The 24,080-nt window shown below is 72.3% G+C and carries 23 protein-coding genes; 17 read left to right on the plus strand and 6 right to left on the minus strand.

The window, feature by feature from the left end; genetic code table 11:
- Positions 1–56: 56 nt before the first annotated feature.
- Entirely contained in the window at positions 57–1,043 is a 987-nt protein-coding gene (locus tag ACFY3L_RS08275) for a D-alanine--D-alanine ligase (RefSeq protein ID WP_389320100.1), read from the plus strand.
- A gap of 22 nt (positions 1,044–1,065) precedes the next feature.
- Here ACFY3L_RS08275 and ACFY3L_RS08280 read toward each other — a convergent pair whose 3' ends face one another.
- Together ACFY3L_RS08280 and ACFY3L_RS08285 are read right to left on the minus strand one after the other, a co-directional pair.
- Positions 1,066–1,578, minus strand: coding sequence for a DUF3515 domain-containing protein (locus ACFY3L_RS08280; protein ID WP_389320103.1), 513 nt, complete (start codon positions 1,576–1,578; stop codon positions 1,066–1,068).
- Positions 1,579–1,812, minus strand: a complete 234-nt coding sequence (locus ACFY3L_RS08285) for an Lrp/AsnC ligand binding domain-containing protein (RefSeq protein WP_203846267.1) — start codon at positions 1,810–1,812, stop codon at positions 1,579–1,581.
- A gap of 163 nt (positions 1,813–1,975) precedes the next feature.
- On the opposite strand from ACFY3L_RS08285, the gene ACFY3L_RS08290 reads away from it, so the two are divergent.
- Both ACFY3L_RS08290 and ACFY3L_RS08295 read left to right on the plus strand, forming a co-directional pair.
- On the plus strand, positions 1,976–2,938 hold the full coding sequence (locus ACFY3L_RS08290) for a thiamine-phosphate kinase (protein ID WP_389320107.1): 963 nt from the start codon (positions 1,976–1,978) through the stop codon (positions 2,936–2,938).
- Between the two features lie 28 nt (positions 2,939–2,966).
- A complete protein-coding gene (locus ACFY3L_RS08295; RefSeq protein WP_389320109.1) occupies positions 2,967–3,434 on the plus strand; it encodes a GNAT family N-acetyltransferase in 468 nt (155 codons plus the stop codon).
- A 61-nt stretch (positions 3,435–3,495) separates the two neighbouring features.
- On the opposite strand, the gene rpmB is transcribed toward ACFY3L_RS08295, so the two are convergent.
- Positions 3,496–3,687: a 50S ribosomal protein L28 gene (rpmB, locus tag ACFY3L_RS08300; protein WP_033357799.1), complete on the minus strand. Its 192-nt coding sequence runs from the start codon at positions 3,685–3,687 to the stop codon at positions 3,496–3,498.
- 296 nt (positions 3,688–3,983) lie between these two features.
- Between rpmB and ACFY3L_RS08305 the strand changes: the two genes are divergently transcribed.
- Together ACFY3L_RS08305 and recG are read left to right on the plus strand one after the other, a co-directional pair.
- Positions 3,984–5,888 (plus strand): DAK2 domain-containing protein, encoded by a 1,905-nt coding sequence (locus ACFY3L_RS08305; protein ID WP_389321120.1) that lies wholly within the window; start codon positions 3,984–3,986, stop codon positions 5,886–5,888.
- 5 nt (positions 5,889–5,893) lie between these two features.
- Positions 5,894–8,092: an ATP-dependent DNA helicase RecG gene (gene recG / locus ACFY3L_RS08310; protein ID WP_389320112.1), complete on the plus strand. Its 2,199-nt coding sequence runs from the start codon at positions 5,894–5,896 to the stop codon at positions 8,090–8,092.
- A gap of 184 nt (positions 8,093–8,276) precedes the next feature.
- Here recG and ACFY3L_RS08315 read toward each other — a convergent pair whose 3' ends face one another.
- The gene (locus ACFY3L_RS08315; RefSeq protein ID WP_389320114.1) at positions 8,277–9,026 is read right to left on the minus strand and encodes a hypothetical protein; all 750 of its coding nucleotides are present in this window, start codon (positions 9,024–9,026) and stop codon (positions 8,277–8,279) included.
- Between the two features lie 734 nt (positions 9,027–9,760).
- Between ACFY3L_RS08315 and rsmD the strand changes: the two genes are divergently transcribed.
- From rsmD to mutM, 9 genes are all read left to right on the plus strand, one after another.
- Positions 9,761–10,327, plus strand: a complete 567-nt coding sequence (gene rsmD, locus ACFY3L_RS08320; protein ID WP_389320117.1) for a 16S rRNA (guanine(966)-N(2))-methyltransferase RsmD — start codon at positions 9,761–9,763, stop codon at positions 10,325–10,327.
- A 58-nt stretch (positions 10,328–10,385) separates the two neighbouring features.
- Positions 10,386–10,871, plus strand: a complete 486-nt coding sequence (gene coaD, locus ACFY3L_RS08325; protein ID WP_389321123.1) for a pantetheine-phosphate adenylyltransferase — start codon at positions 10,386–10,388, stop codon at positions 10,869–10,871.
- Positions 10,872–10,959: 88 nt separating this feature from the next.
- Positions 10,960–11,460, plus strand: a complete 501-nt coding sequence (locus tag ACFY3L_RS08330; RefSeq protein WP_344507992.1) for a hypothetical protein — start codon at positions 10,960–10,962, stop codon at positions 11,458–11,460.
- Positions 11,461–11,540: 80 nt separating this feature from the next.
- On the plus strand, positions 11,541–12,104 hold the full coding sequence (locus tag ACFY3L_RS08335; protein WP_389320120.1) for a YceD family protein: 564 nt from the start codon (positions 11,541–11,543) through the stop codon (positions 12,102–12,104).
- 5 nt (positions 12,105–12,109) lie between these two features.
- A complete protein-coding gene (gene rpmF / locus ACFY3L_RS08340; RefSeq protein ID WP_033357807.1) occupies positions 12,110–12,283 on the plus strand; it encodes a 50S ribosomal protein L32 in 174 nt (57 codons plus the stop codon).
- 13 nt (positions 12,284–12,296) lie between these two features.
- Positions 12,297–13,358 (plus strand): phosphate acyltransferase PlsX, encoded by a 1,062-nt coding sequence (locus ACFY3L_RS08345; protein WP_389320123.1) that lies wholly within the window; start codon positions 12,297–12,299, stop codon positions 13,356–13,358.
- 50 nt (positions 13,359–13,408) lie between these two features.
- Positions 13,409–14,083: a ribonuclease III gene (gene rnc / locus ACFY3L_RS08350; RefSeq protein WP_389321126.1), complete on the plus strand. Its 675-nt coding sequence runs from the start codon at positions 13,409–13,411 to the stop codon at positions 14,081–14,083.
- Complete coding sequence (locus tag ACFY3L_RS08355; RefSeq protein WP_389320126.1) at positions 14,067–15,269, plus strand: mannosyltransferase family protein; 1,203 nt, start codon at positions 14,067–14,069, stop codon at positions 15,267–15,269. Before rnc ends, ACFY3L_RS08355 begins: the two co-directional genes overlap by 17 nt.
- Before the next feature lie 69 nt (positions 15,270–15,338).
- Positions 15,339–16,205 carry a bifunctional DNA-formamidopyrimidine glycosylase/DNA-(apurinic or apyrimidinic site) lyase gene (mutM, locus tag ACFY3L_RS08360; RefSeq protein ID WP_389320128.1) on the plus strand — a complete coding sequence of 289 codons (867 nt, stop codon included), beginning with the start codon at positions 15,339–15,341 and terminating at the stop codon, positions 16,203–16,205.
- A 1,144-nt stretch (positions 16,206–17,349) separates the two neighbouring features.
- Here mutM and ACFY3L_RS08365 read toward each other — a convergent pair.
- Together ACFY3L_RS08365 and ACFY3L_RS08370 are read right to left on the minus strand one after the other, a co-directional pair.
- The gene (locus ACFY3L_RS08365; protein ID WP_389320131.1) at positions 17,350–18,120 is read right to left on the minus strand and encodes a spherulation-specific family 4 protein; all 771 of its coding nucleotides are present in this window, start codon (positions 18,118–18,120) and stop codon (positions 17,350–17,352) included.
- A 26-nt stretch (positions 18,121–18,146) separates the two neighbouring features.
- Entirely contained in the window at positions 18,147–18,809 is a 663-nt protein-coding gene (locus tag ACFY3L_RS08370) for a CAP domain-containing protein (RefSeq protein WP_389320133.1), read from the minus strand.
- 557 nt (positions 18,810–19,366) lie between these two features.
- Here ACFY3L_RS08370 and ACFY3L_RS08375 point away from each other — a divergent pair.
- The 3 genes from ACFY3L_RS08375 (at position 19,367) to ACFY3L_RS08385 (ending at position 24,079) form a co-directional block, all read left to right on the plus strand.
- Positions 19,367–19,561: a hypothetical protein gene (locus ACFY3L_RS08375; RefSeq protein ID WP_033357811.1), complete on the plus strand. Its 195-nt coding sequence runs from the start codon at positions 19,367–19,369 to the stop codon at positions 19,559–19,561.
- Between the two features lie 352 nt (positions 19,562–19,913).
- Entirely contained in the window at positions 19,914–23,486 is a 3,573-nt protein-coding gene (gene smc, locus ACFY3L_RS08380; RefSeq protein ID WP_389320136.1) for a chromosome segregation protein SMC, read from the plus strand.
- Entirely contained in the window at positions 23,483–24,079 is a 597-nt protein-coding gene (locus ACFY3L_RS08385) for an HAD-IA family hydrolase (protein ID WP_389320139.1), read from the plus strand. The genes smc and ACFY3L_RS08385 overlap by 4 nt, the downstream gene beginning before the upstream one ends.
- Position 24,080 lies beyond the last annotated feature (1 nt).

Consider the following 24,080-nt stretch of genomic DNA (forward strand, 5'->3'; position numbering starts at 1 on the left):
CGTGGGATGCTGACCAGCCGACAGCGCGAGCTTGACCTTGCGGTTAGGGTCGGCGCGTGGAAACGCCAGAGAAGACCCGGGTCGCCGTCGTGTTCGGCGGCGGCAGCACCGAGCACGCCATGTCCAGCGTCGGCGCCGCCGACCTCCTGGACGCCCTCGACACCGACGAGTTCGAGATCGTGCCGATCGGGGTGACCCAGGAGGGTCGCTGGGTGCTCGGCGCGGGGGCGGGCTCCTCGCCGGCGTCCACGGATCTGGTGCCGGGCGGCGGCGCCGTCACCGTGGTCGACGCCCGCGACGGGGTGGCCCGGCTCGGCGGCATCGACGTGGTGTTCCCCGTCCTGCAGGGCGTCTTCGGCGAGGAGGGCACGATCCAGGGCCTCCTCGAGATGGCGGACCTGCCCTACGTCGGCTCCGGCGTGCTCGCCGCGTCGGTGGCGATGGACCACGACTTCCTGCGCAAGCTGGCCGTGGCGTCGGGGCTGCCCGTCGCGCCCTACGTGGTGCTCAGGGACTCCTCGGACGTCGCCCAGGCAGACCGGGAGCGGCTCGGGCTGCCCGTCGTCGTCCGGCCCGCCCGCGGCGCCGGTGGCGTGACTGAGATCACCGACTGGGCCGACCTGCCCGCCGCGGTCGCCGCGGCCCGCGCCGCCGACGCGAAGGTGGTGGTCGCCGCCGCCCCCGCCGGCCGCAGGATCACGGTCGGCGTCCTCGACACCTCGGGGCAGCCCGAGTCCAGCGTGCCCGGCGAGATCGTCGACGGCCGGGTGACCGCGCCGGCCGACCTCGACCGTGCCGTCGAGCGCCGCGCCCGTGACCTCGCGGTGGAGGCGTTCGTCACCCTCGACTGCGCCGGCCTGGCCATGGTCGAGTGCACGGTCACCGCCGGCGGCGACGTCCTGTTCGACAGGATCGACACCATGCCCGGCTTCGCCCCCGGAGCGGCGTTCCCCGTGGTGTGGCAGGCCAGCGGCGTCGCGTACACCACCCTGATCGCGCAGCTGGTCAAGGCGGCGGTGCGGCGGGGGACCGGCCTGCATTGACCGGCGTCATGCCGGGCTCGGCTCAGCAGTGCGTCGAGCCCGGGTCCTCGTAGGGCACCGTGTCGGTGATCGGTGCCGACAGGTGCGACAGCCACGAGCCGTCGGCCTTCTTCGGGACCACGACCCGCAGCGGGACCCGGCGGTCGATCGTCGTCCAGACGGTCTCCCGCTTGTGCTCCTCCGGATACCAGCAGACGCCGGAGACGCCGAGCAGCTGCGCGTCGCGCGGGACCGCCGGCTTACCGGTCGCGCCGCAGGACAGCACGATCGCCGGGTCGCCGAAGGCCGCGTTCTGCTCGGTGCCGGCGCTGACCGGACGCCGGTGCAGCCCGCCGAGGGTCTCCGGCATGCGCGCCACCAGCGCACGGCAGACCGCCGCCGTGGGCTCGTCCATGGTCGCGGCGGTGGTGTGGACGGTGCCGGTGGCCTCCGCCTTGGGGAAGCCGCCGAGCAGCCAGAACGCCAGGACGCCGACCAGCAGCGCGACGGGGATCGCGGTGACGGTGGCGATCCTGGCGGGGCTCTTCGCCGTCATCTATAAGTGCACCACCGAGCACGTCAGCGTGCGGGTGATGCCGGGCACCAGCTGCACGTTGCTGACGATCAGTTTGCCCAGCTCGTCGACGCTGCGCGCCTCTGTGAGCACCACCACGTCATACGGCCCGGTGACCGCGTCCACCCGGACGACCCCGGTCAGCTCCTGGATGGCGGTCGCCACATCGCGTGCCTTGCCCACCTCTGTTTGGATCAGGATGTATGCCTGTACCACGACACGACTCCTTCCTGCGCCGCGCGAGCGCTGATCAGCGCTGAACCTACCTCACCATGGGAGACAGCGGACCAGCAGCCGTGCGTGATCGTGCCACAACACGCTGCGTCAACCGCAACATCGCGCATTCAATGTTCAGTTTTCTGTTCGATTTGGAGGACGGGTGACCGTTGCAACCGCCGGGGAGTTCGGGCTCATCTCACGGGTGACGGCCCGGCTCGGGGCGGCGTCGCCCCTGGTCCTGCTGGGGCCCGGCGACGACGCGGCCCTGGTCGCGACGCCTGACGGCCGGGTCCTGGCCAGCACCGACGTCCTCGTGGACGGCCGGCACTTCCGCCGCGACTGGTCCAGCGCCCGCGACATCGGCCACCGCGCCGCCGCCGCCAACCTCGCCGACATCGCCGCCATGGGGGCCCGGCCGACGGCGCTGCTCGTCGCGCTCTGTACCCCCGCGAACCTCGAGATCGCCTGGGCGGAGGAGCTCGCGGACGGTCTCTCCGCCGAGGCGGGCAAGGTCGGCGCGGTCGTCGTCGGCGGCGACATGTCCGCGAGCCCGACCCTGACCATCGCGGTGACGGCACTTGGCCACCTGGAGGGCCGCGAGCCCGTGGTGCGCACCGGCGCCCGCCCCGGCGACGTGGTCGCCGTGTGCGGCCGGATCGGCTACGCGGCGGCCGGGTACACCATCCTCTCCCGCGGCTTCCGCTCCCCGAAGCTGCTGGTGGAGGCGCACCGCCGGCCGCAGGTGCCCTACGCCGCCGGGCCGTCCGGCGCCCACCTCGGCGCCACCTCCATGATCGACATCTCCGACGGCCTGCTCGCCGACCTGGGTCACATCGCGACCGCCAGCGGCGTCGGGATCGACCTGCGCCGGTCCGCGTTCGTCGTGCCCGAGCAGATGCGCGACGCGGCGACCGCGCTCGGCGTCGACCCGTATGGCTGGATCCTCGCCGGCGGGGACGACCACGCGATCGCGGCCACCTTCCCGCCGTCCGTGGAGCTGCCCGACGACTGGCGCGTCGTGGGCGAGGTCCTGGCGCCCAGCCTCTTCACCGCGGGTGACGGCGTGACCGTGGACGGTAGGCGGTATACCGGTGGAGCCCCAGGCTGGGACCACTTCCGGTAACGAGTGATCGTATCTATACCCTTTACGGGTGACTGAGCTCGACATCCGACTGACCCGCTACGGCTCGCGGGTCGCCACCGAACTCATCAGCGCCACGCTCGCCGATCTGAGCCAGCGCTACGGCGGCGACGGGGACACCACCCCCATCGAACCCGGTGAGTTCGACCCGCCGCTGGGCGGCTTCTTCGTCGCGTACGTCGACCATGCGCCCGCGGGGTGCTGCGGCTGGCGGACCTTCGCCGAGGACGAGAGCACCGCGGAGCTCAAGCGGCTCTACGTGGACCCGGCGTTCCGCGGGCTCGGCCTGGCCCGGCGGCTGATCGCGGCGGTCGAGGACTCCGCCCGCGCGGCCGGCCGGCAGCGGATCTGGCTGGAGACCGGCACGGCGCAGCCGGAGGCGATCGCCCTGTACGAGTCGGCCGGCTACACGCTGATCCCCGACTTCGGGCACTACAAGGGGTATCCGAGCGTGCGGTCGTTCGGCCGGTCGCTGTAGCGCTACAGCAAGAAAAGGCCCCGCCGTCGGCGGGGCCTTTTCTTGCTGCTCGTGCAGGCGATCAGCCGCGAACGACCTTGCCGGCCTTGAGGCAGGAGGTGCATGCCTGCACCTTCCGCGTGGTGCCGCCACCGGCAGGGGTGCGCACCGTCTGAATGTTGGGGTTCCAACGGCGGTTGGTCCGCCGGTGCGAGTGGGACACGTTGTGGCCGAAGCCCGGTCCCTTGCCGCAGACGTCGCACACGCTAGCCACGGGGATCTCCTGGGATTGATTGCGTCTCGGGCTGGACCCCTCCACCGGCCGGGCCGGGGGCGGGCTCCAGGTGTCACCGACCGGCTGACCGGCGGGCAACCCCGCAAGGTTACCTGATGAGCCCCGCTGACTCCCAATCGGCCCTTGTCGGGCTCCCGGACGGCGGCCTTTCGGGGCCGCCGGGGAGTGGGTGGCGAGCGAGGAAATTGTCAGTGGTCGCCGATAGGCTCTGGCGCGTGCCAGTGAATGTCGATGCTGCTGCTGTTCGCCGGTGGTGTGCCGCCGGTCTCGACGCACTGCGCCGGCACCGGTCCGAGATCGACGCCCTCAACGTCTATCCCGTGCCTGACGGCGACACGGGGACCAACCTGGCGCTGACCATGTCCGCCGCCACGGCCGCCGTGGAGGCCGCCCCTGGCTCCGCCGGCGCCGGGGAGCTGCTCGCGGTCGCGGCGAGGGGGGCGCTGCTGGGCGCCCGGGGCAATTCGGGCATCATCCTGGCCCAGCTGCTCAAGGGCCTGGCGACGTCCCTGGCCTCGGCGCGCGCGATCGGCCCGGCCGAGCTGGCGGCGGCCCTGGAGCGGGCCGCGGCGTCGGCGTATGCGGCGGTGGCGGCGCCCGTGGAGGGCACGGTGCTGTCGGTGGCGTCGGCCGCGGCCCGGGCGGCTGCCGGCGCGTCGTCGCGGGTTTCTGCCGACGACTCCTGGGGCTCCGGTGAGTCGGCGCCGGGGGCCGGCGGTGGATCGCGGGGTTCCGGCGCGTCGTCGCTGGGGGTCGGGGGCGGGGCGCGGGGTTCCGGTGGGTCGTTGCCGGGAATCGACGGTGGGTCGCGGGGTTCCGGTGGTGAGTTGGCGGGCTTCGGTGGGTCGTTGCCGGCGGTCGGGGATGGGTCGCAGGGTTCCGGCGGGTCGTCGCGGGATTCCGGTGCGGGGGCGGCGGGTGCCGGCGGGTCGTTGCGGGAGCTTCGGGGCGGGGCGGGGTTGAGCGGGGTGGTGGAGGTGGCGCGGGCGGCGGCGGAAGGGGCCCGGGTCGCCCTCGCGCGGACGCCTGAGCAGCTGCCGGCGCTGGCGAGGGCCGGTGTGGTCGACGCCGGGGGGCGCGGGTTGGTGGTGCTGCTGGAGGCGTTCGTGACCTCGCTGACGGGGGAGGTGCCGCCGGTGCCGGTCGATGTGCCGGTCCGGGTCGGCGATCCGGGTGGGGTGATGGAGCGTGAGGCGGGGTCGGTCGAGTTCAGCTATGAGGTGCAGTTCCTGCTGGACGCCCCGGCGGCCGCGATCGAGCCGCTGCGGGAGGCGCTGGGCGCTCTCGGTGACTCGCTGGTCGTCGTCGGAGACGAGCCGACCTGGCACGTGCACGTCCACGTCAACGACGTCGGGGCCGCGGTCGAGGCCGGGATCGCGGCGGGGCGGCCCAGCAGGATCACCGTGACGCGGTTCGCCGAGCAGATGGCCGAGCGGCGGGCGGCCGACGTGTCAGCGCCGTCCGGTCCGGTCGGTGCGACCGGGTCGGAGAGCACCGTTCGTACCTCGGCAGCAGCGGAAACCGAGAGGTCAGGCTCGGGGATCGTCGTCGTGTGCACCGGGCGGGGGCTCGCCGAGCTGCTCGCGGCCGAGGGAGCCACGGTCGTGACCGGGACGCCGTCGACGGCGGAAGTGCTCGCGGCGATCCGGGCGACGGAGGCGGGCAGGGTGGTCGTCCTGCCCAACGACCCCAACGTCCTCGCCGTCGCCACCGCGGCGGCGGCCGAGGCCAGGACGGCCGGGATCAGGGCGGGTGTCGTGCCGACCCGGTCGCCGGTGCAGGCGCTGGCGGCGATGGCGGTGCGGGACACGGGCCGCAGGTTCGAGGACGACGTGATCGCGATGGCGGAGGCCGCGGCGCGGTGCAGGTCGGCGGAGCTGACGGTCGCGGCCCGGGAGGCGCTCACCGTCGCCGGGCGGTGCCAGCTCGGTGACGTGCTCGCCATTGTCGACGGTGAGGTCAACCTCATCGGGCAGGATCTGGAGCGGACCGCGTGCCTGCTGCTCGACCGGATGCTGCTGGCCGGCGGGGAGCTGGTCACCCTCATCGCGGGGCAGGGGGCGCCGCCGGGACTGGGGGAGACCGTGCGGCGGCACGTCGCGGGGGCGTGGCCGTTCGTCGAGGTGCAGTGCTATGAGGGAGACCAGCCGCACTATCCGCTGCTGGTCGGGGTGGAGTGAAGCCGGTGACCGAGATCGACCTGACCACGCCGTTGCAGAAGGTGATCGGCAACGGCGCGAAGCTGCTCGCCGACAGCCTCAACCTGCACACCGTGGGTGACCTCGTGTATCACTTCCCGCGGCGCTACGAGGAACGCGGCGAGCACACCGACATCCGGTCCCTGGAGATGGACACCGAGGTCACGGTGTTCGGGCAGGTGAAGCGGGTGTCGTCGCGGACGTTCATGCAGCAGCGGGGCAAGACCGCGGGCAAGCGCGGATCGCTGCTGGAGGTGGTCGTCGGCGACGACAGCGGCGGCGAGCTGAGCGTCACGTTCTTCAACCAGCCGTGGCGGGAGTCGCAGCTGCGGCCCGGGCGGTGGGGACTGTTCTCCGGCAAGGTCGGCCGGTTCCAGAGCAAGCTGCAGCTCAACCAGCCCGACTACATCCTGCTCGACGGCGCCGAGGGGGAGGAGACCGTCGAGGAGTTCGCGGGCGCGATCATCCCGGTCTATCCGGCGACGGCGAAGGTGCCGACGTGGCGGATCGCCGCCGCCGTGCGCACCGTGCTGGACGTGCTGCCGCCCACGCCGGACCCCGTGCCGGCGACGGTTCGCGCCAAGCGGAAGCTCTCCTCCCTCGACAAGGCCCTCCGCGAGATCCACCGGCCCGAGTCCCGCGAGTCGCTGCACTTCGCCAGGCGCCGGCTGAAGTGGGACGAGGCGTTCGCGCTCCAGCTGACCCTGGTGCAGCGCAAGCACCGCGCCGCCGACTGGCCGGCCCGGGCCCGGCCGCTGCGCGACGACGGGCTGCTGGCGACGTTCGACGGGCAGCTGCCGTATGAGCTGACCCGCGGCCAGCGGGACGTCGGCGACGAGATCGCGGCCGACCTGGCCCGCCCCCACCCGATGCACCGGCTCCTGCAGGGTGAGGTCGGCTCCGGCAAGACCGTCTGTGCCCTGCGGGCCATGCTGCAGGTCGTCGACGCCGGCGGGCAGGCCGCGATGCTCGCCCCGACCGAGGTCCTCGCCGCCCAGCACCACCGCAACGTGATCGACCTGCTCGGCGGCATGGCCCGGGCCGGTGAGCTCGACGCCGCCCCCGACGCGACCCGGGTCGCGCTGCTGACCGGCTCGCTCGGCGCCGCCGCCAAGCGCAAGGTCCTGGAGGAGATCGGCTCCGGCGCCGCGGGCATCATCGTCGGCACGCACGCACTGCTGTACGAGGGGGTCACGTTCAAGGACCTGGGCCTCATCGTCGTCGACGAGCAGCACCGCTTCGGCGTCGAGCAGCGCGACGCGTTGCGCGCCAAGGCCGACCAGCCGCCGCACGTGCTGGTCATGACGGCGACGCCGATCCCGCGCACCGTGGCGATGACGGTCTTCGGCGACCTGGAGACCTCGGTGCTCAGCCAGCTGCCCAACGGCCGCTCCCCGATCGCGTCGCACGTCGTGCCGGCCACGGACAAGCCCGCGTTCCTGGACCGGGCGTGGCGCCGCATCCGGGAGGAGGTCGCGGCCGGCCACCAGGCGTACATCGTCTGCCCCCGCATCGGCGACGCCAAGTCCGACGGCGAGGACCTGGCCCTCGCACCCGGCGACGACGACCGCCGGGCACCGCTGGCCGTGCTCGACGTCGCGCCGCAGCTGGCGGACGGCCCGCTGCACGGCCTGCGGATCGGCATCCTCCACGGCCGCCTGCCCGCCGACGAGAAGGACGCGGTGATGCGCTCGTTCGCCGCCGGTGACCTGGACGTGCTGGTCGCCACCACGGTCATCGAGGTCGGCGTCGACGTCCCCAACTCGACGGTGATGATGATCCTCGACGCGGACCGTTTCGGCGTCTCCCAGCTGCACCAGCTCCGCGGCCGGGTCGGCCGGGGCAGCGCCGCCGGCCTGTGCCTCCTCGTCACCGAGTCCGTCGAGGGCACCCCCGCCCGCACCCGCCTGGACGCGGTGGCCTCCACGACCGACGGCTTCAAGCTCGCCGAGCTCGACCTGGAGCAACGCCGCGAGGGCGACGTCCTGGGCGCCACCCAGTCCGGCCGCCGCTCCCACCTGAAGCTCCTGTCCTTGCTCCGCGACGCCGAGCTGATCGGCGACGCCCGCGCCGAGGCGATCGAACTCCTGGAGGACGACCGCGAGCTGACCCGCCACCCCGGCCTGGCCGCGACCGTCACCCAGCTCGTCGACGAGGAGCGCGCCGAGTACCTCGAGAAGGGCTGACCCGCGCCCGCCCTGCCGCAGCAGGTGACCGGACGGCGGAGCTGCACATGCGGGCCGGTTGCGGCTGCGGCCGTAGGCGTCGGTCAATGCCCAGATGTGTGGCTTTGGGAATGGACGTTGCGCGATCCACCCCCGAAAGGATCACTGAAGCGGGAGTGGATCGCGCAACGTCTATGGGGCAGGGTCAGGCGGCGTGGCGGCCGCGGCGGGGGCTGCGGCTGAGGAGGATCAGGCCGCCGCCGAACCCGATCATGAAGATGGCGGCGGCGCCGAGGACCGTGGCGTTGGTGCCGGTGACCGGGAGGTTGCTCGATGCGGCGGGGGTGGTGCCGGCCGTGGTCGGGGTCGCGCCGTTGCCGTTGCCGTTGCCGTTGCCGTTGCCGTTGCCGTTGGTGGGGGTGATCTCGGTGACGGTCTGGACCGGGTTGTTCGTCTGCGGGGCCGAGGCTGACGGGGACGCGGGCGTGGTCGGCGAGGTGGAGGTCGACGTGGTGGGGGAGGGGGCGGCGGCGGTCTGGGACTCCGACGGCGAGGCGGAGATCGGGGTCGACGCGGGCGGTGTGGCGGTGGCCGGATCCGAGACGGTCACCGACGTAGCGGCGGACACCGACGGCGAGGCGGACGCCGACGGCGAAGCGGATTCCGAGGCGGACGCGGAAGGTGCGGCGGAGACCGAAGCGGACACCGACGGCGACGCGGATTCCGGGGCGGAAGCGGACGGCGAGGTCGGCGAAGAGGCGGACGGGGAGGTGGACGCGGACGGGGAGGTGGCGGGCGCCGGGGTGTCGCAGGAGGACGGGGCGGCCCAGGTGGCGGTCACCGTCTTGAACGTGTTGTCGCGGACCGTCACCTGCAGGGCGGCGACCGGCACGTCGCGGGTCGTGCCCGGGGAGACCCGGGCGAGGCCGCCGGGGAGGTCGAAGACGGCGTCCACGTTGGCGGTGGGGGCGTTGGCGAGGTGGGCCGTCAGGGTGCCGTCGCAGTCGCTGGTGAAGGTCGCGGCGGGCCGGGGGCGCAGGTCGCGGTGCCGCCGTTGTACCAGGCGCGCACGCCCGCCGAGCGGCTGCCGGGAGCGGCGGCGTCGCCGAGCTTGGTGGGGCCGTAGCGGGGGCCGCCGTCGACATGGGGTTGATCACATCGGCGCCGAAGACGGTGTCGACCTGGGTGTAGCAGCCGGGGACGTCGACGCGGAGGGTGATCGACGGCGTGGCGGCGGTGGCGGTGGCGGTGGCGAACTGCGGGTTGCCGAAGGACTTCGACGGGGCGGTGTAGGAGACGAGCGTGAAGGCCTGCCGGTCGCCGGAGCACAGGGGCGCGGCCGAGGTGATCGTCACGGTGCCGGCCGGTCCGTCGAACGTGTGCCGGTAGGTGGCCGAGGACGCCGGGGTGCAGGACGAGCCGGCGCTGGCCGACGAGGCGAACGCGGTGCCGGCGAAGGCGCCGCCGAACAGCAGGCGTGCCACCGAGGACGAGCAGGGTCTTACGCAAGACGTGCCCCCGGCATCGCAGTCCGGGGCGGTCTCACCCTGCTCGGCGGCACGTCACGCTCCGTAATCGGCTGCGCGGAGCGGTGATGCCGGATTGAATCGCAGTACACGATGAAAAATCGGAAAAGTCCGAATCATGAGTGACGCGGGTCACGTCACGGCCGGGCCTAGGCTGGACGGCGTGACACGCATCGTGGCCGGCACGCTCGGCGGCCGGCGCCTGACGGTCCCCGCGGGACAGGGGACCCGGCCGACCTCGGACCGGGTCCGGGAGGCCCTCTTCAGCAGCCTGGAGGCCATGGTCGACCTCGACGGGTCGAGGTTCGCCGACCTGTACGCGGGATCCGGCGCCGTCGGGTTCGAGGCGTGCTCGCGCGGCGCCGCCCACGTGCTGCTCGCCGAGAGCGACGCCAAGGCCGCCAGGATCGTGCGGGCCAACATCGCCACCCTGGGTGTCGGCGGCACGGTGAAGCTGGTCGCGGACAAGGTCGAGCGGCTGCTCCAGCAGGAGCCCGACGGGCTCTACGACGTGGTGTTCGTCGACCCGCCGTATGCCGTGACCGACGAGAAGGTGGCTGCGGTCCTGGACGCGCTGGTCGCGCGCTGGCTCGCCGCCGGCGCCGTCGTGGTGGTCGAGCGCAGCAGCCGCGGCGCCCCGATGCGCTGGCCCGAGGGCCTGCGGCAGCGCGCCGAGCGGCGTTACGGGGAGACGACGCTGTGGTATGCCGAACGAGACCCGGGCATGTGACGCGGTCGGCCGGAGCGGTTTTGGTACGGTCCCCGCTCATGAGGCTTGGGCTGGTGCAATGAGGCGCGCGGTGTGTCCGGGTTCGTTCGATCCGGTGACCAACGGACACCTGGACATCGTGGGACGCGCTTCGAAGATGTTCGATGAGGTCGTCGTCGCCGTGCTGATCAACACGAGCAAGGCGGGGCTGTTCACGGTCGAAGAGCGGCAGGAGATGCTCGCGGAGGTGACGGCGCCGTACGCCAATGTGCGGGTCGACGTCTTCCAGGGGCTGCTGGTCGACTTCTGCCGGGCCAACGACGTCAGCGCGATCGTCAAGGGCGTCCGGGTCGCCGGCGACTTCGACTACGAGCTGCAGATGGCGCAGATGAACTACGGGCTCGGCGCCATCGAGACGCTCTTCATGCCGACCAACCCGAAGTACTCATTCGTCTCGTCGAGCCTCATCAAAGAGGTCGCGAAATGGGGCGGCGACGTTTCGCCGCATGTGCCCGACCTTGTGGCAAACCTGCTGCGCGAACGGCTCGTGAAACCCGGAAACTGAAAGCTTTCCGTGTGGCGATGGAGCGGCATCATGGTTTGGGCCGCATGATGGTGTCGTTGTTTGCCGTGGGGACAGGGAGTGACCGCAAGTGGATCCGCTCGAGAGCATCGACCAGATCATCGCGCTGGTCGAGGGTGCACGGTCGGCGCCGATGTCGCGGAGCAACTTCGTGGCCGACCGCGCCGAGATGATCAACCTGCTCGACCAGTTGCGTGCCGACCTGCCGGGTGAACTTCGGCGTGCCACCGCGCTGCTCGACGAGCGGGACAAGATCGTCGATGCGGGGCGCCGCGAGGCCGAGCGGATCATCACCGAGGCGGAGCAGGAGCACAACCGGCTCGTGTCGATCAACGAGATCGTCGTCTCCGCCGAGCACGAGGCGTCGCGCATGATCAACGAGGCGCGGGCCGAGACCCAGCGGCTCCGCGACGAGGTCGACGACTACGTCGACACGGCCCTCGCCAACTTCGAGCAGTTCCTCACCCGCTCCCTCGCCTCGATCGAGCGTGGCCGCGACAAGATGCACGCGCTGCGCGAGATAGGCTCATTCACACCGTCCGGCGACGACGACCGGCCGCTGCCGTTCTGACTGAACGCAGGGGCGATTCGACGGGAGATCTGCCGCTCGGGTAGCCTTGTCCGTCGGCCCTGCCTGGCCGGAGTCTGAAGATGCCACATCAACCGCACCCGCACCTGGATCCCCGGAAGCCGCTGGTCCTCGAGACGAGAGACCTGCCGCGACGACCGGGCGCTCTGCATGCGGTGTCGCGCCAAGTGCCGGCACCCGAGGACCTCGGTCTGGAGCTGATCGGTGTGCCTGCGGGCGCCGAGCTCGACCTCCAGCTGCGGATGGAGTCGGTGTCAGAAGGCGTTCTCGTCTCCGGCACCGTCACCGGCCCGCTGGCGGGCGAGTGCGGACGCTGCCTGCGCCCGATCAGCGACACGTTGGAAGTCCCGATCCAAGAGTTCTATGCCTATGAGCACAGCACCACGGACGAGACGACCGACGAGGACGAGGTCGGAAGGCTGCAGGGCGACCTGATCGACCTGGAGCCGGCATTGCGGGACGCGGTGGTGCTCTCCCTGGCCGCCAATCCCGTGTGCCGTGAAGACTGCCCAGGGCTGTGCCCCGACTGCGGGGTGCCGCTGGATGAGTTGCCCGCCGGCCACGGCCACGAGCAGCTCGACCCGCGCTGGGCCGCCCTGACCCAGATCCAGCACTCAGAGGAGTAAGACCCGTGGCCGTTCCCAAGCGGAAGATGTCGCGCAGCAACACCCGGTCGCGCCGGAGCCAGTGGAAAGCCGTCGCGGTGCAGACGCAGCCGTGCCCGCAGTGCCGCTCTCCGAAGCTGCCCCACGCTGCGTGCTCGGTCTGCGGCACGTACAACGGCCGTCAGGTCATCGAGGTCTGATTTCCGGATCCGGGTGACGCGATCCGACAGGTCGCCGCACGGCGGGCAGCCCCCGTCCGGCACCGCGCGGATCGCCGTCGACCTCCTCGGCGGGGACAGTGCTCCCGCCGTCGTGGTTGACGGCGCTCTGCGCGCGTGCAGCGCCGATCCAGACCTGCATCTGCTCCTCGTAGGGCCGCGCGAGTCGGCCGACGAGGTCATCGGCGCGCTCGCGGTCAACGACCGCGAGCGCGTCAGCGTGAGCGTGGTCGACCGCACCGTCGGCATGGGTGACGCGCCCATGCGCCACGTCAGGCGGGAGTCCACCGTGCGCGCCGCCGCCGAGGCGGTCTACGCCGGTCGCGCCGACGCGATGGTCTCCGCCGGATCCAGCGGTGCCGCCGTCGCCGCGTCGGCGCACGTGCTGGGGCGGCTCCGCGGCGTGCGACGCCCCGGCCTCGCCGCGCACGTGCCCACCCCGCACGGCCCGGTGCTGCTGCTCGACGTGGGCGTGACGATCGACGGCACCATGCTGGAGCTCGTCCAGCACGCGGTCCTCGGCACCGCCTACGCCAAGGTGGCCCTCGGCGTGACCGACCCGCGCGTCGGGCTGCTGTCCATCGGCAGCGAGCCCGGCAAGGGCGACCGGCTCCGCCGGGCCGTCGCCGTCGCGCTGTCCGACACCGTCCTGCCCGCCGGCGGGCGCTACATCGGCCTCGTCGAGGGCCACGACGTGCCCCTCGGAGGCCCGGCCGACGTGATCGTCACCGACGGTTTCACCGGCAACATCCTGCTCAAGGGCATCGAGGGCGCGACGGCTGCCAGTACAATCGCCGCAAACCGCACTAAAGCGGTCGAAGCGCCACATGCGGCCGCCGTCAGCAAAGGCGCCGCACTGCTCGGCGTCGCCGGCGCCGTCGTGGTCTGCCACGGCTCCGCCGACGGTCCCGACATCGCCTCCGGCATCGCCCTCGCCGCACACCTGCACCGCGAGCGGATCATCCCCGCGGTCGCCGGGCTCGCCGACGAACTGCTGACCGAACTCTCCTCGGCCGGCGGCCTCACCATCCGTGACGCATTGGGAGAGCGCTCGTGAGAAACCCGACCCCACTCGAGTCCGCCTTCGAGGTGGAGTTCGACCCCGACATGCTGCGTCGGGCACTGACCCACCGCTCGTACGCCTACGAGAACGGCGGCCTGCCCACCAACGAGCGGCTCGAGTTCCTCGGCGACGCCGTGCTCGGCGTCGTGATCACCACCGCGCTGTTCAAGAACCACCCCGACCTCGCCGAGGGGCAGCTGGCGAAGCTGCGCGCGAGCGTGGTCAACATGCGCGCCCTCGCCGACGTCGCCCGCCGGCTCGGCCCCGAGGGCATCGGGCCGTTCCTGCTGCTCGGCAAGGGCGAGGAGGCGACCGGCGGGCGCAACAAGGCCAGCATCCTCGCCGACACGCTCGAGGCGCTCATCGGCGCGATCTACCTCCAGTACGGCCTGGACACCGCCGCCACGGTGATCCACAAGCTGTTCGACGAGCTCATGGCCGAGGCAGCGCTGCGCGGCGCCGGTCTCGACTGGAAGACCAGCCTCCAGGAGCTCACCGCCGGCCGCGGCCTCGGCGTCCCCGAGTACCGCATCGACGAGGAGGGCCCCGACCACGCCAAGCGGTTCACCGCCTGGGTGATCGTCGCCAAGCGCCGCTACGGCGGCGCCCAGGGCGGCAGCAAGAAGGAAGCTGAGCAGCGGGCCGCAGAGGCAGCCTGGCGGGAGCTGTCGGCGCGGCCGCCGGAACCGTCGAAGGGTGACGATGACCGCGGTGACTGAGCTGGCGCGGCGACCGAGGACGCAGATCCTGTGGGCTCTGCCGCTGGCGGTGTACGCGCTGAGCCGTCTCCTGCAGCTCCTGCTGGTCTGGTGGATGGCCGACAACGGCGAGATCCGCAGCCGGTTGCTCGCGTGGGACGGCGGCCACTTCGTCCGCCTCGCCGAGGAGGGGTACCCGACCGGGTACAGCTACACCACCGAGGGGCAGCTCACGGGCAACGGCCTGGCGTTCTTCCCCGGCTACCCGATGCTCGTCCGCCTCGTGCACCTGGCGACCGGCCTCGAGGTCGGCACCGCCGCGATCACGGTCGCATGGATCGCCGGCGCGTTCGCCGCGGTCCTCGTGTGCGCGCTGGGCACCCGCCTCTACGACGAACGGGTCGGCGTGGCCCTGACCGCCCTGTTCTGCACCCAGCCCATGTCGATGGCGCTGTCCATGGCGTACTCGGAGGCGCTGTTCGTCGCGATGGTCGCCGGCATGTTCCTGTTCGCGCACCGCGGCGACTGGCTCTTCGCCGGCCTGTTCGGCCTCGGCGCGGCTCTGTCCCGGCCGACCGGCGCCGCGGCGGCGCTGGCCTTGGCGGTCGCCGCCGGGATGGCCGTGTACCGGGCCCGTGTGGACCGGGCCGGCGCTGACCGGGCTGGCGTTGACCGGGCCGGCGAGCCGGATGGCCCGGATGGCCCGCCGATCTGGCACCCGATCCTCGCGGCCGCCGTCGCGCTCGCCGGCGTGCCCGGCTACCTGTTGTGGGTCGGCTTGCGGGTCGGCGACCTCGGCGCGTGGTTCAACATCCAGACCGCCGGCTGGGGCACCACGTTCGACTACGGCACGTCCACGTTCAACTTCGTGCGCGACGCGCTGCGCACCGGCGATGGCTGGATCCAGGTGAGCATTGCCTGGATGGTCATCGGGGTCGTCGCGCTGGCCGCGATCGCCGTGGTGCAGAAGGTGTGGCCGCCGCTGCTCGTGTACGGGCTGATCGCGCTCGTCCTGGTCCTCGGCCAGGGCGGCTACTACCACTCCAAGCCGCGGCTGCTGGTCCCCGTGCTGGTGATCCTGGTCCCGCCGGCGGTCGCACTCGGACGGGCGAAGCCGCGAACGGCGGCGCTAGTGTTGTCGGGCTGCGCGGCGTTCGGGCTGTGGTACGGGTCCTACCTGATCACCGTCTGGCACTACGCCATCTGATTCCTGGTACCCCTTGGGGGCTTCTTCTTGGGGCTTCCTGTTCGGGGCCTTCCTTCGCATTGGAGCCTGATGCCTGAGCTGCCCGAGGTCGAGACCGTCCGCCGGGGCCTCGACAAGTGGGTCTCCGGCCGGCGCATCGCCACCGTCGAGGTGCTGCACCCGCGCGCGATCCGCCGCCACCTGCCCGGCGCCGTCCACTTCGCCGACGTCCTCGCCGGCCGCCGCGTCGGCCCGGTCCAGCGCCGCGGCAAGTACCTCTGGCTGCCGCTCGACGACGAGGACGCGCTCGTCGGCCACCTGGGCATGTCGGGCCAGCTGCTCATGCAGCCGGTCGAGGCGCCCGCCGAAGTGCACCTGCGGGTCCGGTTCACGTTCGACGACGACGGCCCCGAGCTGCGCTTCGTCGACCAGCGCACCTTCGGCGGCCTCGCGGTCTCCGCCGGCGGCGCGGTGCTGCCCCTGGAGCTCGCGCACATCGCGCTCGACCCGGTCGACCCGTCCTTCTCCGACGAGGCGTTCGTGGAGAACCTGCGCCGCCGCCGTACCGACGTCAAGCGCGCCCTGCTCGACCAGACCCTGATCTCCGGCGTCGGCAACATCTACGCCGACGAGGCACTCTGGCGCGCCAAGCTGCACGGCGCCCGCCAGACCGACCAGCTCTCCCGCCCTGTCGTACGCCGCCTGCTCGGCCACGTCCGCGACGTCCTGAACGAGGCGATCGGCCAGGGCGGCACCAGCTTCGACGCGCTGTACGTCAACGTCAACGGCGAAAGCGGCTACTTCGACCGCTCCCTGAACGCCTACGGCCGCGAGGGCCTGCCCTGCTCCCGCTGCGCCACCCCGATCCGCCGCGAGTCGTTCATGAACCGCTCGTCCTTCTCCTGCCCCCGCTGCCAGCCCCGCCCCCGAACCTCCGCGACCCGATCACCCCGCTGACCCAACCCGACCTGATCACCCCTCTGCCTTCGCCAGATCCCGCCAGCACGATCTGCCGCGATTGCCCTGGCCAGATCTCATCGCCGCGGCGTTCCTGACTGGGCCTCGGCAGCACAGCCATAGCGCTGACCTGGCCAGGCGGCGCGGCCGCTTCGGTGGCCTGGTCGGATCTCCGGGCCGGATCTCGGACCGTGTGGGTGTGACCGAGCCGCAGCTCCGGTTCCCGCGTTCCGGCAAGGCGGCTCAGCACCAGATGATGTCCCTCGACCGCTGCTGCACCGCACGAAGATCGCTGCAGCAACCTGGCGGTGATGGCGACCCACCTGCCGATTCGGGTCGGGCCGGGCCCATCGATCTTGGATCTTGGCTGGCCTGAGCCCTGCCCTGCCTGCCGGACCTATGGTGGCCTGCCGGTGCCTGCCGGACCAGCAGGGGCTTGCCGGGCCGCGCCGGGCCGCGCCGCGCCGGGCCGCGCCGGGCCGCGCCGCGCCGGGCCGGGCCGCGCCGGGCCGCGCCGGGCCGCGCCGGGCCGCGCCGCGCCGCGCCGCGCCGGGCCGGGCCGCGCCGCGCTGTGCGGGGTCGGACCGCGCCGCGCCGCGCTGTGCGGGGTCGCTCCGCTGTCCAGGGCCGGCCGCTCCATACAGGCGCAGCATCTGCGCCGCGCAACGTCTGCCCCGCTCCTACGAGCCCTGTCGGCGGCGCCGTCAGCAGGCTGGACTTCGGCAAGCGGTCACCGTGCTAAGCCACGTGATCACCGCTCGAGGCCACGCGATCAGACCACGATCGTGTGACGCGATCCGCTGTGATTTCAGTCACGTGATCGCGTCGCATGTCGCGGCCCCGACTGTGCGCGACGGCCCTGTGTGGAGTCCTGCCGCGCGATCAGCGCCTGCACCATGCTCCACGACCAAGGGTGACAGCCACGACCAAGGGTGACAGTTCTGCGGGCCTTGGACGTCCGCCCGGTTTGCCCGCGCAGGCCCGAGGAGGTGCGCTCGCCCGACGAGCCGACCGGGGTCGGCGTTCGACGCTGAGCAAGAGCGGGCTAAGGACAGCCGGGGGAGGACTGTGCCGTGCCTGGCAGTTCTCACTGCACCTTACACCCAGCGATCTAATTGATCTCGGGCATCTCGCTCTGCGTAGTCTAGCCCGTGCGGCCTGTTCTGGTGGCGGCTGCGGCGGCAGCGGTGCTGGAGGTGGTGGCGGTGTTGATGAGGCGGTGGGGGCGGGGTCGGCGGGGCAGGGGGGTCGGCGGGTTGAGGTCGGCGAGGCCGGCGAGCTGGCCGCACCAGGCGGGCAGGTCGGAGTACGGGTCCGGGGCGCCCAGGTCGGTCACCATACCGAAGCCGGCGCCGCGGGCGACCTGCAGGCGGGCGGCCTCGTCGAGCTCCCACGGTGGCACCGCGTGGACGAGGTGGCCGTCGCCGGGGAGGGCGCCGGCGCCGTTCCAGCGGCGGTAGTCGCGCCAGCTGCCGTCGAAGACGCAGATGGGCAGGCCGAGGTCGCGGTAGGTCTGGTCGGGCGGGCCGCCCGGGTTGAGGACCACGTCGGGCAGGTCGGCGCGCTGGGCGAACCGGGCGGCGATGGCGACGGGGCCGATCGAGTGCGGGCTGACCGGCACCTTGTCGAGGAAGATGCCGCGGACCGGGTAGCCGGCCCAGCGGTACACGTCGGCTCGGATCCGTTCGATCGGCCTGGTGGACAGGTCGAGGTCGACGTAGCCGAGCATCCGGACGCCGGCCTCGGCGAGCCTGCTCATGGCGGCCGTGTACGCGGGGTCGCGCCCGCTGCCGGGGCCGCCCGCCACGTCGACGACGACGGTGAACGCGGAGCCGTAGCTCGCGACGATCTCCCATGCGTGTGGCCGGGCGAGGGGATGCGCCCGCAGTGGCAGGAGCGTCGGAACCCGGTCCACGACCGGACTAACGATGCTGGGCCCCCTCAAGCACGGCCGGTGTCCACGGTCCAGTAGGGCGTCCTGCCGCGCATGGCGGCGCCGACGCCGATCGACTTCGTGGCACAGTCCAGCAGGATCTTGCGGTTGTCGCTGTTACGCAGCCAGCTCTTGACGACGCCGCTGGGGTCGCCGCCCTTGGTGACCAGCTCGTCAGCGAAGGCGGTATAGCCGGCCTGGCGGACCCGGTCCTCCGGGGAGCTGCCGTCGCTGCCCTCGGAGCGGTTGAAATCGTGGGTGACCATGTCGGCGCTGTGTGACCTGGCCGCGGCCCGCAGCTGCGGGTGCATCCGCAGCGCTTCGCACCTGGCCTTGCGGCGCTCGTTGTTGACGAGTTGTACGACCCGGTCCTCGTGGCCGCTGTTGAAGCTGGCGCTGAGGGTGGGTGTGGCGGCCTTCGCCGTGGTGGGTGCGGCGGAGGTCGGGGCGGCGCTGGCAACAGTGTCCGGCGAGGAAGAGGAGGTGGGGTCGGAGGGAGCGGAGGCCGCGGGCTCGGGAGCCGCGGCGGCGGCAGGGGGCTCGCTCCCGCCGTCGGTCAGCGCGGGCACGATCATCGCGCCGATGCCGAAGAGGATCAGGACGGCTGTGACGGCCGCCGCGATGCCGGTGGGTCCGAGCCGGGCCAGCAAGCCAGGCTGCGGCGCGGTCATCGCGGATCTCCTCCAGGTGGGGCCGAACAGGTGGGTCGAGCACGTGCACCAAACAAAGCCGAGCAAGCCGAGCAAGCCGAGCAAGCCGAACAAGCCGAACAAGCCCACCGAGCCGAGCGAGCCGGGCAAGCAGAGCCAAGCCGAACAAAGCCGAACGAGCGAGCCCGCGCGGGTGAGAGCAGAGCAGGTACGTGCCGAGCAGGTGCTTGGCGCCGAACCCACAGGTAGGAGCCGACCGGATGCGGGTGAGGCGGAACAGATGCTCCGGAACGGGTGAGGTCGAATTTTCTTCGACACGACGCTACTTTGCAGTGGCGCTTTCGGGCAACCGGTGGCACACTGCCACGATCGGCTACAGGGGTGTGATCACGCACCCGGGTGAGTGAGAACACCCTGGCCAGGACGTTTGGCGTGCCAGTTGGCTTGACGAAGTCGCCGACCGGGGGCGAACATAGAGGGGTCGCCAGTCGCGCCCAATCATGCCCTAGTGCTTCGGTCGCGGGTGCTGGGCGCGCGTTTGCCGGAATCCGACCGGCTGCGCTAATCAAGGAGACGATATGGCTAAGGCCCTCTTCGGCCACGTAGGCGGCGCGCCCGATCGGCGCCTCGTAGACGAGGTCACCCAGCTGCGTGCCAAGGTTCGGGCGCTCGAGTTCGAGGTCGTCCGGCTGCGCGCCGAGAATGACCGGCTCGCAGCGGCGGCCGCCGAGACGGACCACCTGGTCCGGCTCGTCGAGCCGGCGATGGCCTGATCCTAGGCCTTCGCGACCAAGTAAGGAACGCCGGGAATCCGGCGCTCTGCACTGGAACCTACGCAGAATTGAACAGCAAACCCGCGCGCCGATCATCCTCTGGGTATCGGCGCGCAGTCATGTCATCACGCACCGCGAAGTAGTGCCAAGAAAGTCGCAACATCAAGAAAAGCAGCGTGCAGCCGTGTAACGACGCAGCGTCGACAATGGTTGCGAATGACTTCTGGGTGACATTTCCGCGGGTACGCGTCGGCGCATTATGGTGTGCGGCACTGCCGGATTGGGTATCCTGCCGGGCGATAGTCTGCCCAGGACAAACCCGAGCGGTGCCCGACCAAACCCGTGGAGATCCGTGCATCTCAAGAGCCTGACGGTCAAGGGCTTCAAGTCCTTCGCGTCCGCGACCACGCTGCGTCTCGAGCCGGGCATCACCTGCGTCGTCGGCCCCAACGGGTCGGGCAAGTCCAACGTGGTGGACGCGATCTCCTGGGTTCTCGGCGAGCAGGGCGCCAAGGCACTGCGCGGCGGCAAGATGGAGGACGTGATCTTCGCCGGGACCGCCGGCCGTGCGCCGCTGGGCCGCGCCGAGGTCACGCTCACGATCGACAACACCGACGGTGCGCTGCCGATCGACTACACCGAGGTCTCGATCACCCGCCGGATGTTCCGCTCCGGTGAGAGCGAGTACGAGATCAACGGCAACCAGTGCCGGCTGCTCGACATCCAGGAGCTGCTGTCGGACTCCGGCATCGGCCGCGAGATGCACGTGATCGTCGGCCAGGGCCGGCTCGACGGCGTGCTGCACGCCCGGCCGGAGGACCGCCGCTCGTTCATCGAGGAGGCCGCCGGCGTCCTGAAGCACCGCAAGCGCAAAGAGAAGGCGATCCGCAAGCTCGACGCGATGGCGGCCAACCTCAACCGCCTCGGTGACCTCACCACCGAGCTGCGCCGCCAGCTCAAGCCGCTCGGCCGGCAGGCCGAGGTCGCCCGCCGCGCCGCCGGCATCCAGGCGGATCTGCGCGACGCCCGGCTGCGCCTGCTCGCGGATGACCTCGCCACGCTGCGCACCACCCTCGACAAGGAGATCGCGGACGAGACCGCGCTGCGGGCCCGCCGCGAGGAGGTCGAGGCCGAGGTCGAGTCGATCAACGAGCGGCTGGCGACGCTGGAGGCCGAGCACGCCGCCGACGCGCCGGTGCTCGCCGAGGCGCAGGAGACCTGGTTCCAGCTGTCGACGTTGCAGGAGCGCTACCGCTCGCTGCACCAGCTGGCCTCGGAGCGGCACCGCAACCTGTCCGCCGCCCCCGTCGACGAGCGGCCCGGCCGCGACCCCGACCAGCTGACGGCCGAGGCGGAGAAGGTACGGGAGCAGGAGGACGAGCTCCGGGCGGCCCTGGAGGCCAGCCAGGAGCGGCTCGCCGAGGCGGTCGACCGGCGGCAGGACCTGGAGCGGCGGCTCGCGTTCGCGGAGAAGGCGATCGTCGCCGCGCACAAGGCCATCGCCGACCGCCGCGAGGGCCTGGCGAAGCTCGCCGGCCAGGTCGAGTCCGCCCGCAGCCGTGCGACCGCCGCCGCCGACGAGATCGAGCGGCTGTCGGTGCAGCTCGCCGAGGCCGAGACGCGCTCCGAGCACGCCCACGCGCTGTACGAGGAGGCGAGCGCCGGCGCGAGCGTCGCCGACCACGCCAACGCCGACCTGGAGATCCGTCACCAGGAGGCGACCCGTGAGCTCGAGGCGATCAACAACGAGGTCAAGCAGCACAGCGACGCGGAGCGGGCGGCCGAGAAGGACGCCGCGCAGTGGAAGGCCCGCGAGGAGGCGCTCGCGACCGGCCTGCGCCGCAAGGACGGCGCCGGCACGCTGCTCGCCCGCGCCGACCGGATCCCGGGCATGCTCGGTAGCGTCGCCGCGCTGCTGTCGGTGCAGGCCGGGCATGAGGCGGCCCTCGCCGCCGCGCTCGGTGCGCTCGCCGACGCCGTCGCGGTCGCCAACATCGACGGCGCCACCGCGTCCGTGGAGATGCTCAAGCAGGACGACGCCGGCCGGGCCGCGCTGCTGATCGCGTCCGCGCCGACGCACAGCGCGCCGCCGGTCGAGCGGGTCCCGCTGCCGCCCGGCGCCGCCTGGGCCCTGGACCTCGTCCGCGCCCCCGACGAGCTGCGCCCGGCGCTGGAAAAAGCGATCGGCGACGTGGTCTTCGCGCCCGACCTCACGGTCGCGAAGCGGATCGTGTCGTACGCGCCCAACCTGCGCGCCGTCACGCCCGAGGGTGACGTCCTCGGCGCGTACGCGGCCGCCGGCGGGTCGGGCAAGCAGCACAGCTACATCGAGGTCCAGGCCGCCGTCGAGGAGGCCCGCCAGCAGAAGGTCGACGCCGAGCGGCGCGTCGCCGAGGCCCGCGAGCTGCTCGCCCTGGCCCGGCACGCCGCGACCGGCGCCAAGCAGCAGGTCGCCGAGGCCGCCGCGGCGAAGAAGGAGGCCGACAGCGCGCGCAATGCCGCCGCCCGCCGCCTCGCCGAGTTCGGTGCCGCCGCCAAGTCCGCGAAGGCCGAGGTCGAGCGGCACGCCGCCGCCCGGGCGAAGGCGGAGGCGGCCCGCGAGTCCGGCGTGACCAGCCTCGCCGAGCTGGAGGAGCGCCTTGCCCTCGCCGAGGAGACGCCGATCGACGAGGACCCCTCGACGATGGAGCGCGACGACCTCGCCGGCGAGGTGCCCGTCGCCCGCCAGCAGGAGATGGAGGTCCGGCTCGCCGTCCGCACCGCCGAGGAGCGGGTCGGCGCCCTCGCCGGCCGGGCCGACGCGCTGCTGCGCCAGGCCGCCCAGGAGCGGGCCGCCCGCGAGCGGGCCGCGGCCCGCAAGGCCACCCGCGCCCGCGGCGCCAGGGTCGCCGAGGCCGTGGTCGGTGCCGCCCAGCTGGCGCTGGACAATCTCGCCGAGTCGATCGCCGAGGCGCAGGAGACCCGCGACGCGCTCGCCGAGACCCGCGCCGAGCGCGAGTCGACGCTGACCGAGGTCCGGGGCCGCGCGAAGCAGTTCACCGCCGAGCTGGACCGGCTCACCAACGCCGTGCACCGCGACGAGGTCGCCCGGGCCGAGCAGCGGATGCGCATCGAGCAGCTGGAGGCGCGCTCCGCCGAGGAGTTCGGCCTCGACGCCGACACGCTCGTCGCCGAGTACGGCCCGCACCTGGAGGTGCCGCCCACCGCGCCCGAGGTCGCCGCCGCGGAGGCCGAGGGCAGGCCCGCGCCCGCGCCGGTGCCCTTCGACCGGGCCACGCAGGAGAAGCGCGCCGCGAAGGCCGAACGCGAGCTCAACCTGCTGGGCAAGGTCAACCCCCTCGCCCTGGAGGAGTTCGCGGCGATGGAGGAGCGTTACAAGTTCCTCTCCGACCAGCTCGAGGACCTCAAGGCGACCCGCCGCGACCTGCTCACCGTCGTGAAGGACGTCGACGACCGCATCCTCGAGGTCTTCACCAGCGCGTACCACGACACGGCGCGCGAGTTCGAGCAGGTCTTCTCGGTGCTGTTCCCCGGCGGCGAGGGCCGCCTGGTGCTCACCGACCCCGACGACATGCTCACCACCGGCATCGAGGTCGAGGCCCGCCCGCCGGGCAAGAAGATCAAGCGGCTGTCGCTGCTGTCGGGTGGCGAGCGGTCGCTGACCGCGGTCGCGCTGCTGTGCGCGATCTTCCGGGCCCGCCCCTCGCCGTTCTACATCATGGACGAGGTCGAGGCGGCGCTCGACGACGTGAACCTCGGCCGCCTGATCACGCTCTTCGAGCAGCTTCGCGAGAAGAGCCAGCTGATCATCATCACGCACCAGAAGCGCACGATGGAGGTCGCCGACGCGCTGTACGGCGTCACCATGCGCCAGGGCGTGACCGAGGTCATCTCCCAACGCCTCCGCACGGAAGAAGCGGCATGACGATTCGCCCCACCGCTCTGTTGATCGATTTCGACGGTGTACTGCGCAGCCACGACCCGGCGACCGCCGAGCTGATCGAGCTGCGGCACGGCCTGGAGCCGGGTGCGATCCTGGCGGCCGGCCTCGAATGGGACCGGCAGCTGCCCGCGATCACCGGGCAGATCAAGCGCGACGAGTGGCTTGAGAACATCGCCGAGGCCCTGGGCGTCGACGAGGCGGTCGTGCGGGAGTGGGACGCGTACAAGGGCGAGATCGTGCCCGAGGTGCTGCGCTTCGTGAAGGACGTCAGGTCCGCGGGCATGAAGGTCGGCCTGGCCACCAACGCCATGGACGACCTCGGCGACGTGCTCGCGCTGCACGGGCTCACCACGCAGTTCGACGCGGTCGCCAACTCCTCGGAGATCGGCGTGCACAAGCCGGCGCCCGGCTTCTTCCGCGCCGCGTGCGCGCTGGTCGGCGCGCACCCGAAGCAGTGCCTCTTCATCGACGACGCGGACCGCAACATCCGCGCCGCGCGAGCGGCAGGCCTCTCGGCCTACCGCTACACGCCCGGCGACGACCTCAGCTACGCCAGAAAGGCCCTAGGAATCTAGA

The organism is Dactylosporangium sp. NPDC000521, from assembly GCF_042898305.1.
GTDB lineage: Bacteria > Actinomycetota > Actinomycetes > Mycobacteriales > Micromonosporaceae > Dactylosporangium.

Excerpts from the sequence above, each read along its gene's own strand:
- mutM (WP_389320128.1), top strand. The coding sequence starts at position 15,339 with ATGCCTGAGCTGCCCGAGGTCGAGACCGTCCGCCGGGGCCTCGACAAG.
- rnc (WP_389321126.1), top strand. The coding sequence starts at position 13,409 with ATGCTGCGTCGGGCACTGACCCACCGCTCGTACGCCTACGAGAACGGC.
- ACFY3L_RS08375 (WP_033357811.1), top strand. The coding sequence starts at position 19,367 with ATGGCTAAGGCCCTCTTCGGCCACGTAGGCGGCGCGCCCGATCGGCGC.
- ACFY3L_RS08385 (WP_389320139.1), top strand. The coding sequence starts at position 23,483 with ATGACGATTCGCCCCACCGCTCTGTTGATCGATTTCGACGGTGTACTG.
- ACFY3L_RS08370 (WP_389320133.1), bottom strand. The coding sequence starts at position 18,809 with ATGACCGCGCCGCAGCCTGGCTTGCTGGCCCGGCTCGGACCCACCGGC.
- ACFY3L_RS08335 (WP_389320120.1), top strand. The coding sequence starts at position 11,541 with ATGCCACATCAACCGCACCCGCACCTGGATCCCCGGAAGCCGCTGGTC.
- ACFY3L_RS08280 (WP_389320103.1), bottom strand. The coding sequence starts at position 1,578 with ATGACGGCGAAGAGCCCCGCCAGGATCGCCACCGTCACCGCGATCCCC.
- coaD (WP_389321123.1), top strand. The coding sequence starts at position 10,386 with ATGAGGCGCGCGGTGTGTCCGGGTTCGTTCGATCCGGTGACCAACGGA.
- ACFY3L_RS08355 (WP_389320126.1), top strand. The coding sequence starts at position 14,067 with ATGACCGCGGTGACTGAGCTGGCGCGGCGACCGAGGACGCAGATCCTG.